This is a genomic window from Actinosynnema mirum DSM 43827 (assembly GCF_000023245.1).
GTDB lineage: Bacteria > Actinomycetota > Actinomycetes > Mycobacteriales > Pseudonocardiaceae > Actinosynnema > Actinosynnema mirum.
Map to the genome: position 1 here is coordinate 2,270,972 of NC_013093.1, position 12,829 is coordinate 2,283,800.

The 12,829-nt window shown below is 71.5% G+C and carries 11 protein-coding genes; 4 read left to right on the forward strand and 7 right to left on the reverse strand.

The genetic code is table 11. From position 1 onward, the window contains the following. Nucleotides 1–43: 43 nt before the first annotated feature. The 6 genes from AMIR_RS10275 to AMIR_RS10300 form a co-directional block, all read right to left on the reverse strand. Complete coding sequence (locus tag AMIR_RS10275) at nt 44–2,083, reverse strand: cellulose binding domain-containing protein (RefSeq protein WP_015800883.1); 2,040 nt, start codon at nt 2,081–2,083, stop codon at nt 44–46. Between the two features lie 265 nt (nt 2,084–2,348). Then, nucleotides 2,349–3,359 (reverse strand): glycine betaine ABC transporter substrate-binding protein, encoded by a 1,011-nt coding sequence (locus AMIR_RS10280; RefSeq protein WP_015800884.1) that lies wholly within the window; start codon nt 3,357–3,359, stop codon nt 2,349–2,351. After that, the gene (locus AMIR_RS10285) at nt 3,356–4,132 is read right to left on the reverse strand and encodes an ABC transporter permease (protein ID WP_015800885.1); all 777 of its coding nucleotides are present in this window, start codon (nt 4,130–4,132) and stop codon (nt 3,356–3,358) included. Before AMIR_RS10285 ends, AMIR_RS10280 begins: the two co-directional genes overlap by 4 nt. Further along, nucleotides 4,129–5,241, reverse strand: a complete 1,113-nt coding sequence (locus AMIR_RS10290) for an ABC transporter ATP-binding protein (RefSeq protein WP_015800886.1) — start codon at nt 5,239–5,241, stop codon at nt 4,129–4,131. Before AMIR_RS10290 ends, AMIR_RS10285 begins: the two co-directional genes overlap by 4 nt. Next, nucleotides 5,231–5,881: an ABC transporter permease gene (locus AMIR_RS10295; RefSeq protein ID WP_015800887.1), complete on the reverse strand. Its 651-nt coding sequence runs from the start codon at nt 5,879–5,881 to the stop codon at nt 5,231–5,233. The genes AMIR_RS10290 and AMIR_RS10295 overlap by 11 nt, the downstream gene beginning before the upstream one ends. Nucleotides 5,882–6,270: 389 nt before the next feature. Then, nucleotides 6,271–6,909 carry a hypothetical protein gene (locus tag AMIR_RS10300; protein WP_015800888.1) on the reverse strand — a complete coding sequence of 213 codons (639 nt, stop codon included), beginning with the start codon at nt 6,907–6,909 and terminating at the stop codon, nt 6,271–6,273. Between the two features lie 406 nt (nt 6,910–7,315). Between AMIR_RS10300 and AMIR_RS10310 the strand changes: the two genes are divergently transcribed. The 4 genes from AMIR_RS10310 to AMIR_RS10325 are packed head-to-tail and all read left to right on the forward strand — an operon-like array spanning nt 7,316 to nt 11,260. Further along, complete coding sequence (locus AMIR_RS10310) at nt 7,316–8,452, forward strand: ABC transporter substrate-binding protein (RefSeq protein WP_015800889.1); 1,137 nt, start codon at nt 7,316–7,318, stop codon at nt 8,450–8,452. Between the two features lie 3 nt (nt 8,453–8,455). Beyond that, on the forward strand, nt 8,456–9,367 hold the full coding sequence (locus tag AMIR_RS10315; protein WP_015800890.1) for an ABC transporter permease: 912 nt from the start codon (nt 8,456–8,458) through the stop codon (nt 9,365–9,367). After that, a complete protein-coding gene (locus tag AMIR_RS10320) occupies nt 9,358–10,173 on the forward strand; it encodes an ABC transporter permease (protein ID WP_015800891.1) in 816 nt (271 codons plus the stop codon). The genes AMIR_RS10315 and AMIR_RS10320 overlap by 10 nt, the downstream gene beginning before the upstream one ends. Before the next feature lies 1 nt (nt 10,174). Further along, on the forward strand, nt 10,175–11,260 hold the full coding sequence (locus tag AMIR_RS10325; RefSeq protein WP_015800892.1) for an ABC transporter ATP-binding protein: 1,086 nt from the start codon (nt 10,175–10,177) through the stop codon (nt 11,258–11,260). A gap of 83 nt (nt 11,261–11,343) precedes the next feature. On the opposite strand, the gene AMIR_RS10330 is transcribed toward AMIR_RS10325, so the two are convergent. Further along, complete coding sequence (locus tag AMIR_RS10330) at nt 11,344–12,786, reverse strand: LVIVD repeat-containing protein (protein ID WP_015800893.1); 1,443 nt, start codon at nt 12,784–12,786, stop codon at nt 11,344–11,346. Nucleotides 12,787–12,829: the final 43 nt, after the last annotated feature.

Consider the following 12,829-nt stretch of genomic DNA (forward strand, 5'->3'; position numbering starts at 1 on the left):
CGGTTTGCTCTTCCGACTGGTCAGCGGCCTGGGAATCCCCCGCTCACCGCAGCGAGCACGGCACGCCGTTCAGCGAGAACGCGGTCGGCAGCCGGTTCGGGCCCTGGTAGGAGCCCACGAAACCGGTCGAGACCGTCGCGCCGGGGGCCAGCAGCCGGTTGCCCGCGTCGGCGGTCACCGTCACCGACCGGCCGGACTGCGCCCACGTGCCGCTCCAGCCGCTGTCGACCTTCTGCCAGGTGCTCGGCCAGTCGAACGCCAGCACCCAGCCGTCCACCGGGGTGGTCCCGGTGTTGGTGACCTGCACGTCGCCGACCCAGCCGTTGCCCCAGTCGTTGGTGTTGGCCAGCCGCACCGCGCAGGTGGACGAGGCGGGCGCGGTGGTGCGGAACACCAGCGGCGGCGAAGCCCACGACACCCGGCCCGCGTTGTCGCGCGCGATGACGTTGACGGTGTACTCGGTGCTGGGGGACAGGTTCGTGGCGGTGAAGCTGCCGCCGGTGGTCTCGCCCCACTGGTCGGTGCGCGTGCCGACCTGGCGGTGCACCTCGTACTTCAGACCGGGAGAGGCAGTGGGCAGGGTGATCACGGCGCCGCGGTCGGTGACCGAGGACGCGGTCGGCCGGGCGGGGGTCGCCGGGCCGGTGGTCGCGGACGTGGGCGCCAGCTCCAGCGCGGTGATCGAGTACGGGGCGAGCGTGACCGCGCCGGACGTCCCGGTGGACGTGGTGATCGCGGTGTCGCCGTTGCCGTAGGTCCGCACCACCGCCGAGGACTTCGGGGTGAACCCGGCGTAGTCCAGCGCGACCGACCTCGCCGCGTCCGGGTCCCGGTTCACCAGCAGCACCGACAGCCCGCCGTCCGGACGTCGGGCGGCGTGCGCGCGCACCAGCGGGTCGGTGCTGGAGGCGGCCACGAACTGGTCGCCGGGGCGCGCGAACCGGGAGGTCAGCGCGAGCGCGTGGTACGGCGCGAACGGCGTGTTCAGCGCGGGCTGGCACACCGAGCCGTCCTCGGTGCAGTTGGCGCTGGAGAGCAGGCCGAAGTCGTCGTAGTCGGTCTGACCGGCGACCGTCGTGACCTTGCCCAGGCCGTTGTGCACGTTCCACCAGTCGACGGTGAACGCGCCGCGCTCCAGCAGCGACGCGTAGGCGTCGGCGGCGAACAGCGCGGTCGGCTGGGTGTTGCGGGCGAAGTTCGTGTTCAGCTCGGTGAACGCGATGCCGAGGTCCCGCCCGGTGTGCCTGCGGATCTGCTCCTTGGCCATGGCCATCATCTCGGGGATGGTGTCCGCGCTGCTCAGCAGGTCCGGGGCGTTCGTGCCGCGCGGGTACCAGTGCAGGACCACGAAGTCGATGTCCGCGCCCGCCGTGGACAGCACGACCTGGTTCCACGAGCCCGCGTCACCGGCCGCGGTGATGGCGTCCGGCCACTCGCCGGGCGTGGTCAGCACCGCACCGATCTTGATGCTCGGGTCGACGGCCTTCATCGCCCGCGAGTAGTCGCGCACCAGGCCCGCGTACCCGGCCGGGCTCTTGTCCTCGTGGTGGTCCTCCTCCCACGCGGTGCCGTAGTGGCCGTTGCCGTAGAGCTCGTTGCCGATCTCCCAGTACTTGACGCCGTAGCCCTTGTCGACGTTGGCGCTGCGCACCCAGTCGGCGGCCTCCTGCGGCGTCCCGGTGCCGTAGTTGGCGGTGACGATCGGCTGACCGCCCGCCCGCCGCACGCCTGCCATGAACGTGTCGAAGTCGGTGTTCGGGGCCACGTAGCCGCCGGGGGCGGTGTGGTCGCGCCAGTGGTAGATGTCCGAGTACGAGCCGCCGGGGTAGCGCATGGCGCGGACGCCTGCGTCCTTGAGCAGGTCGGCGACCTGCGGGGTGCCGAGCTGGGAGTCCCAGATGGCGTGGTTGACGCCCATTCCCAGCTCGGGGGCGGTTTCCAGGCCCGCGCGGGTGTTCACCGAGACGCGGGTGTCGACGGCCTGGGACGTCGGGGGATCGGCGCTCGGGGACGCCGCCGCGGGGGTGGCGAGCGGTGCGGCGATCAGGGCGAGTGCCAACAAAGCGGTGCGGGGAGCGCGCATCTGCCGTCCTCATCGACGATGATGATTGGGAGCGCTCCCAGACTGGGAGGGGGAGGGGCGGATGTCAATCGTCCGGCCGCACCCCCGTGCGCTCACGGGGACACCGGGCACCGCGCCGTCCGGTGGTCCCGCGAAAGCGAGCGGGGCGGGTCGGGGGACCGCGCCGTCCCCTGCCCGCCCCGTGTTCGCCGCTAGCGGTGAACACGCGCTTTCGCGTTTCGCCGTCGGCGGCGGGGTCTTGCGCCCTGCCGTCGACGGCTACCCGCTAGCGCCGCGCGCCCGCCGCCATGGTGTCGTCGGGGATCGACACGAACCCCTCGCCCACCATCCAGTCGCGCGCCACCGCCGCCGGGTCGCGGCCGTCCACGTCCACCTCGGCGTTCAGCCGGATGATCGTGTCGTTGTCCAGCTTCTCGAACACCGGCGTCATGATCCGCTCGATCTCCGGGTGCTGCTCGTGGAACTCCTCGCGCAGCACCAGGGAGGCGTTGTACTGGGGGAAGAACTTCTTGTCGTCCTCCAGCACCACCAGGTCCAGCGCCAGGATGCGGCCGTCGGTGGTGAACACCTCGCCGAAGTTGCACAGCCCGTCGGAGGTCGCGGTGTAGATCGTGCCGCTGCCGAAGGTCTTCACCTGCGCCGCGCCCGCGTCGAAGCCGTAGGTCTGCGCCACGCCGGGGAACCCGTCGTTGCGGCTGATGAACTCGGTCTCCAGGCAGAACACGCCCTTGCCGGGGTCGTTCTTCACCAGCTCGGCCATCTGGCTCGTGGTGCTGAGGTTGTTGGCCTCGGCGAACTCCCGCGTGACGGCAAAGGCGTAGGTGTTGTTGACCTTCGTGTAGTCCAGCCACACCAGGCCGTTGCGCTCCAGGTCGGCCTCGCGCACCGCCTCGTACTGCTCGCGCTCGCCCTGAATCGGCTCGGTGTTGCCCAGGTAGCTGATCCAGCCCGTCCCGCTGTAGTCCCAGGACAGGTCGGCGTCACCGGTCAGCAGCGCCTGCCGCGAGCTGTTCGAGCCCTGGATGTTGGTCATGTCGTTGACCTCGGCGCCCGCCGCCGCCAGCGCGACCTCGGTGATGTAGCCGAGCACGATGTTCTCGGTGAAGTCCTTGGACCCCACCGAGACCTTCACGCCCTCCAGCGCGGGCTCCGGCCTGATCGAGCCGGGCGCCACCTCGAACGGCAGCGCGAACGAGCTCTCCAGCCCGCAGCCGGACACCGCGAGGCACAGCGCCGCGCTGATCGCGACCAGGCCCCTCCTGCTCCTGCCGCTCATCGCAGCCCCTTCGGTCCCAGGTAGGTCTCGGCCACCGCGCCCAACCAGTCCACGAGCAGCGCCAGGCCCACGGCCAGCACCGCCCCGGTCACCAGCACCGGCACACGGGCCAGCTTGTAACCGGTGTCGATCAGCAGGCCGAGGCCGCCGCCGTTGACGAACACCGCGAGCGTGGCCACGCCGACCGCCAGCACCAGCGCGGTCCGCAGGCCGGCCAGGATCAGCGGCACCGCCAGCGGCAGCTCCACCCGGCGCAGCACGGTCAGCGGGGACATGCCGATGCCGCGCGCCGCGTCCACCAGCGCCGGGTCCACGCCCTGCAGGCCCACCACGGTGTTCCGCAGCACCGGCAGCAGCGAGTAGAACGTGATCGGCACGACCGCCGCCCACATGCCCTCGGCCCCGGTGGCCATGAAGTACAGCACCAGCACGCCGATCGCGGGCGCGGCCTGGCCGATCGTGGCCAGCCCCAGCACCAGCGGCGCGGCCCTGCGCGCCCAGCGCCGGGTCACCAGCACGCCCAGCGGCACCGCGATCGCCACGACCAGCGCGGTCACGACCAGGCTGATCACCAGGTGGTCCCAGGTGGCCGTCAGCAGCGAGGAGGCGTTGATGCTCTGCTGCTCGATCGAGTCGAGGTCCAGGCTGAACGCCCACAGGAGCACCCCGCCGACCAGCAGGAGCGTGGCCGCGGGCTGGACCAGCAGGCGCAGCCCGTCCGCGCGCGAGCGCGTGGCCGCGGGGCCGGGGCCGTTCACAGCGGTCGCGGTCACGCGGGAGCCCCCGCGTGGTCGTCGCGGGCCTGCTGCACGGCGCCCATGACGGTGTCGATCTCGACCAGGCCGACGTACTCGCCGCGCTTGCCGGTCACCACGGCCGCGCCGCCCTCGGTCAGGATCGCCTCCAGCGCGTCCTGCAGGGTCGACTGGAGCGACACCAGGTCGCCGACGGGCTTGCGGCTGCGCGGGTTGCGCGCGTGCACCCAGCTGACCGGGCGGTTGCGGCCGTCCAGCAGCAGCGCGAACTCGCGGCCCGCCTCGTCGAGCTTGCGGCGGATCTCGGTGGCGTCGGCGTCCTGCGGGGCGGTGACCGCGCTGCCCAGCTCGACCTCGCGCACCCGGCGCAGGGTCAGCTGCTTGAGCGAGGCGCCCGCGCCGACGAAGCCCGCGACGGTGTCGTCGGCCGGGTTGGCCAGCACCGCCTCCGGGGTGTCGTACTGCAGGATCCTCGACTGCTCGCCCAGCACCGCGATGCGGTCGCCGAGCTTGACCGCCTCGTCGAAGTCGTGCGTGACGAACACGATCGTCTTGCCCAGCTCGGACTGCAGGCGCAGCAGCTGGTCCTGCAGGTTGCCGCGGGTGATCGGGTCGACCGCGCCGAACGGCTCGTCCATCAGCAGCACGGGCGGGTCGGCGGCGAGCGCGCGGGCCACGCCGACGCGCTGCTGCTGGCCGCCGGAGAGCTGGCGGGGGAAGCGGTCGCGGTAGTCGGCCGGGTCGAGGCCCACCAGGTCGAGCATCTCGTCGACGCGGTCGCGGACCTTGGTCTTGCTCCACCCCAGCAGGCCCGGCACGGTGCCGACGTTCTGCGCGACCGTCATGTGCGGGAACAGCCCGGCCTGCTGGATCGCGTAGCCGATGCCGCGACGCAGCTCGTCGGGGTCCAGCGAGCGGGTGTCCGCGCCGTCGATGGTGATCTTGCCGGAGGTCGGCTCGATCAGCCGGTTGATCATCCGCATGGTGGTGGTCTTGCCACAGCCCGAGGGGCCGACGAACACCACGATCTCCCCGGCGGGGATGGTCATGCTCACCGAGTCGACGGCGGCGCGCTTCGTGCCGCCGTACCGCTTGGTCACGTCCACGAGTTCGATGTCACTGGCCACGGATCCCCCTAGAGACGGTGTAGCGTCCGATCAGCGCGAAGACCCCGTCGAGGAGCAGCGCGAGGACGATGACGCCGAGCGTTCCGGCGATCGCCTGGTTGGTGGCGTTGGCACTGCCCGCCCTGGTCAGCCCGGCGAAGATCTCCACCCCGAGGCCGGGGCCGCGCGCGTAGGCGGCGATCGCGGCGATGCCCATCAGCATCTGGGCCGAGACGCGCATCCCGGTCAGGATCGCGGGCCACGCCAGGCGCAGCTCCACCGAGGTGAGCACGCTGAAGCGGCTCATGCCGATGCCGCGCGCGGCGTCCCGGATCGACCGGTCGACCCCGCTCAGGCCGACGATCGTGTTGCGCACGACGGGGAGCAGGCCGTAGAGCACCAGCGCGGCCACCGTGGGCGGCGCGCCCAGGCCCAGCAGCGGGATCAGCAGTCCCAGCAGGGCGAAGGAGGGGATGGTGAGCACCGCGCTGGCCAGGGCCGTGGCCGTGGCCGAGCCCAGCGGGCTGCGGTAGACGGCGATCCCCACGCCGACACCGATCAGAGCGGCGATGATCGTGCACTGCACGACCGCGCTCAGGTGGAGCAGCGACTCGGTGAGCAGCCTGCTCCACCGGTCCGCCACGAAGTCCCAGAAGTTCACGGCGACACATCCGGTTCGATTTCGATCATGGGCGACTCCTTTTCCCATTCGGGCGAGTTCCAAACACCTGCCTGCTACTCCTGGCAGCGCCCGGCGTTGGGCCGTTTGAGGTATACCGGCGTAGGGGTCGCCGAGGGGTGGTGGTTCTGGCGATGTCAGGTAATCGTCAGGTGCGCTGAGTGACGACGTGCGGCGCTGTGCTGGGAAAACCCCTGCTGGAGGGCGGGTTTTTCGGTAACCGGCGGTAGCGTCCACTGGGGACTCGTCTTGCGGTGGTCCGCAGCCGGATGTGGCGTGGATGACGGATGTCGGGGTTGCCGGATTGTTGCGCTACTGACACTTCGCGCGCGCGTGCAACGTTTTCGGCTTTGTGGCGCAAGGGATGCGGATCACGTTTGAAGCGGATTCCCTTTGGTCGCAGGAAGTGCGGCGCGGCGCTTGGCGCGCAGCACGAGCCAGGCGATCGGGTAGCCGATCGTGGCGAGCAGCGCGATCACCGGGATCGTGCGCCCCAGCACGAAGGTCCCCAGCAGCACGTCCGCCACCGGGATCGCCAGGCCCAGCGCGAACGCCCGGTTCGGCGCCGCCTTCCGCCTGCCCGGTCTGGTCCACGCGGTGCGGCCGAACGGCTTCGCGGTGGAGAACCACACCTGGCACGCCAGCGCCGAGGCCATCAGCAGCGAGCCGAACCGCATCAGCGCGGGGTCGCCGTCCAGGCGCAGGTTCGGGCTCAGCACGAAGATCCCCAGGTACAGCTGGCTGAACGTGATCACGAACTTCGCCAGCACCCACCAGTGCCGGAAGAACCCCCACGGCGTCAGCGCGGACAGCGCGAGCCCGGTGAACGCGGACGTCGTCGCGGCCAGCTGCACCGCCTGGTGGTCGATCACCAGCGCCATCCCGAACGCGGCCTCCCGCGCGTCGCCGGACAGGCGCAGGGCGTTGGTGGTGATCAGGGACAGCGCGAGCGCCATGGACATCCAGAGCGTGGACGACACCACGTGCGTCCAGACCAGTGCTTTTCGCATCGGGGAACCCCCAGGTCGGTCGAGTCGTCGGGACACCCCGGCGACCGGCGAAGCTAGTGCGGTCGCGGGGGGCGTGGCGGGGTGATGCGGGTGACTCCAGGGGAAAACCGGGGCGGGGCTCGGGGTGGTCACGGGGCCGCGCCCCCCGGGTGGGCCGGGGTTCGGGCGCCCGGACCCCGGAGCGGTGTGGAGCAACACGGAGCGTCACTCGTCGTAACCGCCATCCCCCGTCCGGAGGCTCCCGTTCACCGACTGGAAACCCTTGCTGCACTGGGAATTCTCCGGTGACGTCGGCAGGGTCTCAGTCCCGTCACCTTCCTTGACACCGCTACCGAGAGTTCTGAAGCCTTCCCCCGTCCGGTGCTCCGCCTGCCCGGAAAGCCCGTCCACGAGGAAGGTCCTCCCAGTGATCCACAACCGTGCTCTCCGTGTGGTCGGCGCGGGCGCCGTCGCGCTGGCGCTCGTCACCGCCTGCGGCGCCCCGCCCGCGAAGGACGGCGGGAACGCCGCGTCCGGCGGCAACGCCGCCTCGGCGAAGTCCGCCGCCGACCTCGGCGGGATGGACAAGCTCGTGGAGGAGGCCAAGAAGGAGGGCGCGCTCAACGTCATCGCGCTGCCCCCGGACTGGGCCAACTACGGCGAGATGATCAAGGCGTTCGGCGACAAGTACGGCATCGAGGTCAAGTCCGACCAGCCCGACGCCTCCTCGCAGGACGAGATCAACGCCGCCGAGCGGCTCAAGGGCAGCGACCGCGCGCCCGACGTGTTCGACCTCGGCCTGAACGTCGCGATCGCCAACGCCGACAAGTTCGCGCCCTACAAGGTCGCCACCTGGGACGACATCCCGGCCGAGCTGAAGGACGCCGACGGCCGCCACTTCGCCGACTACGGCGGCTTCATGTCGATCGGCTACGACGCCTCCAAGGTCCCCGCGCCCACCAGCGTCAAGGACCTCCTCAAGCCCGAGTACAAGGGCAAGGTCGCGCTCAACGGCGACCCGACGCAGGCGGGCGCCGCGTTCTCCGGCGTGCTGATGGCCTCCCTCGGCAACGGCGGCTCCGCCGACGACATCGCGCCCGGCGTCGAGTTCTTCAAGCAGCTCAAGGCCGCGGGCAACTTCCTGCCGGTCGACCCGACCCCGGCGACCATCGAGTCCGGCCAGACCCCCGTGGTAATCGACTGGGACTACACCAACGCCGCGCAGACCGCGAAGCTCGCGGGCAAGCTCGACTGGAAGACCGTGGTGCCGCAGGACGCGCAGGTCGGCGCCTACTACAACCAGGCCGTCAACGTCGACGCCCCGCACCCGGCCGCCGCGCGGCTGTGGCAGGAGTTCGTGATGAGCGACGAGGGCCAGAACATCTACCTCAAGGGCATGTCCCGCCCGGTGCGCATGGACGCCATGACCGCGGCGGGCACCGTCGACACCGCTGCCGCCGCCGCGCTGCCCGCCACCGGCGACAAGTCCGTCTACCAGACCCAGGCGCAGGCCGACAAGGCCAAGCAGGCGCTCGCCGCCACCTGGGCCCAGGCGGTGGGCTGACCGGTGGTCGCACCCGTCGACACCTCGGCCGGGGGCGGCGGCTCCGCCGCCCCCGGCCGAGGGCCGTCCCGCCGCTCGTGGACGGCCTGGCTGGTGGTGGCGCCGTTCCTCGCCTACGTCGGCACGTTCCTGCTCTACCCGACGGCGCTCGTGCTCGCCGGGGCGTTCCAGGACGACGACGGCGCTTTCACCCTGGCCACCCTGGCCACCCTCACCGAGGGCGTCTACCTCCAGGCGTTCCTGCGCAGCGTCCAGCTGTCCGCGCTGACCGCCCTGCTCGGCGCGGTGCTCGGCGCCCTGCTGTCCTGGGCCGTGGCCTCGGGCAAGCCGGAGGGCGTCACGCGCAAGGTCGTGCTCGCCGCGTCCGGCGTCCTCGCCCAGTTCGGCGGCGTCCCGCTCGCGTTCGCGTTCCTGGCCACCGTGGGCTTCCAGGGCCTGGTCACCCGGTTCCTGGCCGACACCTTCGGCGTCGACCTGTTCGCGACCGGCGCGTGGCTGTTCGAGCTGCCCGGCCTCACCCTGGTCTACACCTTCTTCCAGATCCCGCTCATGGTCATCGTGTTCCTGCCCGCCGTCGACGGCCTGCGCCCGCAGTGGCGCGAGGCCACCGAGAGCCTGGGCGGCTCCGGCTGGACCTACTGGCGGCACGTGGGCGGCCCGATCCTGCTGCCCGCGTTCCTCGGCTCGGCGCTGCTGCTGTTCGCCAACGCGTTCTCCGCCTACGCCACCGCCGCCGCCCTGGTGTCCCAGGGAAGCCCGATCGTGCCGCTCCAGATCCGGGGCTTCCTCACCGGGGAAGTGCTGCTGGGGCAGGAGAACCTCGGCAAGGCGCTCGGCCTGGGCATGATCGTCGTGGTCGGCGTGACCATGGGCCTGTACGCCCTGCTCCAGCGGAGGTTCGCCCGATGGCAGTGACGCGAGAGCCCGTCAAGCCCAAGCGCCGCAACGGGAACGGCGGCGTGCTGCGCGCGGTCGTGCTCGTGGTGCTCGGCGCCTACTTCGCGCTGCCGCTGGTCGCCATGGCCGAGTTCTCCACCCGCAGCGCGAACGGGACCCGCAGCCTCCAGTCCTGGTCAGGCATCGTCACCGACCCCGACCTCGTCGCGGCCATCTGGGTGTCGGTGCAGCTGGCCCTGCTGTCCTCGCTGCTGGTGCTGGCGCTGCTCGTGCCCACCATGGCGTGGATCCGGCTGCGGCTGCCCGCGCTGCGCCGACCGGTCGAGTTCCTGTGCCTGCTGCCGGTGGCGATCCCGGCGATCGTGCTCGTGGTCGGCATGGCCCCGCTGTACGCCTGGGTCGACTACTTCCTCGGCGACTCGCCGCTCACCCTGGCGCTCGCGTACGCGGTGCTGGTGCTGCCGTTCGCCTACCGCTCGCTCGACGCGGGCCTGTCCGCGATCGACCTCAAGACCCTCGCCGAGGCCGCCAGGGGACTGGGCGCGGGCTGGGGGACGGTGCTGCTGCGGATCGTCGTGCCGAACATCCGCACCGCGCTGATCAGCGCCGCGCTGCTGTCCGTCGCGCTGGTGCTCGGCGAGTTCACCATCGCGTCCCTGCTCAACTTCGACACCCTCCAGGTGCGGGTCAACCTGATCGGCAAGCGCGACGCGGGCGTGTCCATCGCGGTGTCGCTGCTGTGCCTGCTGTTCGCTTTCGCGCTGCTGCTCCTGCTGTCCTCGGCGGGCAGCAGGCGGCGCCGCGCCACCGCCGAGGAAGGCTGAGATGGGTCATCTGGAACTGAAGGGGCTGCGCAAGTCCTTCGGCGGGCACACCGCGCTCGACGGGCTGGACCTCGACCTCGCCGAGGGCGAGCTGATCAGCCTGCTGGGCCCCAGCGGCTGCGGCAAGACCACGGCGCTGCGCATCGTCGCGGGCTTCGAGACCGCCGACGCCGGCGCGGTGCTGGTCCAGGGCCGCGACATCACCGGCGTGCCCGCCAACCGGCGGGACATGGGCATGGTGTTCCAGGCCTACAGCCTGTTCCCGAACCTGACCGCCGCGCAGAACATCGAGTTCGGGCTCAAGCTGCGCAAGCAGCCGGACCGCAAGGCGCGCGCGGGTGAACTGCTGGAGCTGGTGGGCCTGGCGCACCTGGGCGGGCGCTACCCGCACCAGCTGTCCGGCGGCCAGCAGCAGCGCGTCGCGCTGGCCCGCGCGCTGGCCATCCGGCCAGGGGTGCTGCTGCTCGACGAGCCGCTGTCCGCGCTGGACGCCAAGGTCAGGGTCGGGCTGCGCGAGGAGATCCGCCGCATCCAGACCGAGCTGGGCATCACGACCCTGTTCGTCACCCACGACCAGGAGGAGGCGCTGGCCGTCTCCGACCGGGTCGGCGTGATGTCCCACGGCAGGCTGGAGCAGCTGGACACCCCGTCGAAGGTGTACCGGGAGCCCGCGTCGGCGTTCGTGGCGCAGTTCGTCGGCGTCACGAACACCGTGGCGGGCACGGTCGAGCCCGGCGGGGTCCGGCTGGGCGCGCACCTGCTGCCCGCGCCCGGCGCGCCGGGGGTGGCGTCCGGGGACGCGGTGTCGGTGATCGTGCGGCCCGAGGACGTCGAGGTGACCGCGCACCCCGCGGGGGGCAGCGGGAGCGGCGCCGGCGGAACCGGCGGCGACGCGGCGGGCGCGCTGCTCGGAACCGTCGTGGCGCAGAGCTTCCTGGGCCCGGTGACCCGGCTCTCGGTGCGCCTGGCCGGTGGCGAGCAGGTCGTGCGGGTCGACCACCCGTCGTCCCGCGCCACCGACTTCCCGGCGGGCGCCGAGGTGGCGCTGCGGGTCGCGCCCGACCGGGTGCTGGTCGTCCCCGCCTGACGATCACGTCGCGGTGCGAGGAGAAGGGGCCACCGGATCACCGGTAGCCCCTTCCGCCGCGAGGGTTCTGGCGCGCGCCTGGGTTACCGGAACAGCTCCCGGTAGTGGCCCTGGGTCTGCACGTTCAGCTCGTCGGTGCGCACCAGCTTCGCGGTGAGCACGCGCGGGTCGCGGATGTCCAGCACGTCCAGGCCCTTGGCCATGTCGGAGCTGTACACGTACCCGTTGTAGTAGTAGGCGCTCCACGTGCCGCCGCCCGCGCCGTTGGGGAGCGGACCGCGCTCGAAGAACCCGATCTCGCGCGGCCGGGACGAGTCGGTGAAGTCCCACACCGACACGCCGCCCTGGTACCAGGACTGCACCATGATGTCGCGGCCCTGCACCGGGATCAGCGACCCGTTGTGCGCCACGCAGTTCTCGGTGTCGGTCTGGTGCCGGGGGATCTTGAAGTAGCTCCTGAACACCAGCTCCCGGTCGTCGCCGCGCCCGGTGACGTCGTAGATGCCGTCCGCGCCCCGGTTCGGGCCGATGGCCTCGTTGCACGTGGCCGCGCCGCCGCCGCCCAGCTCGTCGGTGAAGACCACCTTCGTGCCGGTGTTGTTGAACGTCGCCGAGTGCCAGAACGCGAAGTTCACGTCGTCCTGCACGCGGCTGATCTCACGCGGGTTCTCCCGGTCGGAGATGTCCCACAGCACGCCGTCGCCCATGCACGCGCCCGCCGCCAGGTCCTTCGACGGGTAGACGGTGATGTCGTGGCAGCCCGAGGTGGCCGACACGTACCCGGTGGCCACCGAGCCGCTGCGGCCGGGGTTGCCGCCGTCCGGGAACAGCACCCGCTCGCCCAGCAGCGAGGCCGCCGTCGGGTTCTTCAGCGGCACCTTCACGATGGAGATCAGGTCGTGCGGCGGCTGGCAGTCCGGGAAGGCGGCGTTCGGGCTGTACGAGGAGACGTACAGGTAGACGTCCTTGCCCTTCTTGTCCGGCACCAGGGTGTGCGTGTGCGAGCCGCACTTGGTCTCGACCGAGGCGATGTAGCGCGGGTTGCGCTTGTCGCTGATGTCGAAGACCTTGATGCCCTCCCAGGCGTCCTTGTTCGACGCGGCCAGCGGCGTGCTGGCGCAGGAGTTGTCGCTGCGCGAGGAGTCGGTGGACAGGAACAGCAGGTTGTCCTTGACCGAGATGTCGTTCTGCGAGCCGGGGCACAGCACGGAGCTGACGACCTTCGGCTGGCGGGGGTCGCGGATGTCGTAGATCGTGAAGCCGTCGTAGTTGCCGTCGAAGGCGTAGCCGCTCTGGAACGCCACGTCGGTCCACGTGGACGAGCTGGTGAACGGCGCCTGCTTCGGCACGTTCGCGACGTGCTTGACGTTGCGGCTGGTGCGGATCTCGTCCACGCCGGGGACGCCGGGCTGCTCGGCGCTCTCCAGCTGGGCCTCGCTCAACCCCGAGAGGTCGTCCTCAGGCGCGGCGACGGCTTGCGGCCCCCAGGCCGCCATCGACAGCGCCAGTGCGATCGCCCCCAGCATGGCGGCAGGCGCTCTCCGCCGCCCGGCCGCACTGCGGATCTTC

Coding starts and splice junctions, on each gene's coding strand:
- AMIR_RS10320 (WP_015800891.1), top strand. CDS start 9,358: ATGGCAGTGACGCGAGAGCCCGTCAAGCCCAAGCGCCGCAACGGGAAC.
- AMIR_RS10275 (WP_015800883.1), bottom strand. CDS start 2,083: ATGCGCGCTCCCCGCACCGCTTTGTTGGCACTCGCCCTGATCGCCGCA.
- AMIR_RS10330 (WP_015800893.1), bottom strand. CDS start 12,786: ATGCTGGGGGCGATCGCACTGGCGCTGTCGATGGCGGCCTGGGGGCCG.
- AMIR_RS10280 (WP_015800884.1), bottom strand. CDS start 3,359: ATGAGCGGCAGGAGCAGGAGGGGCCTGGTCGCGATCAGCGCGGCGCTG.
- AMIR_RS10325 (WP_015800892.1), top strand. CDS start 10,175: ATGGGTCATCTGGAACTGAAGGGGCTGCGCAAGTCCTTCGGCGGGCAC.
- AMIR_RS10300 (WP_015800888.1), bottom strand. CDS start 6,909: ATGCGAAAAGCACTGGTCTGGACGCACGTGGTGTCGTCCACGCTCTGG.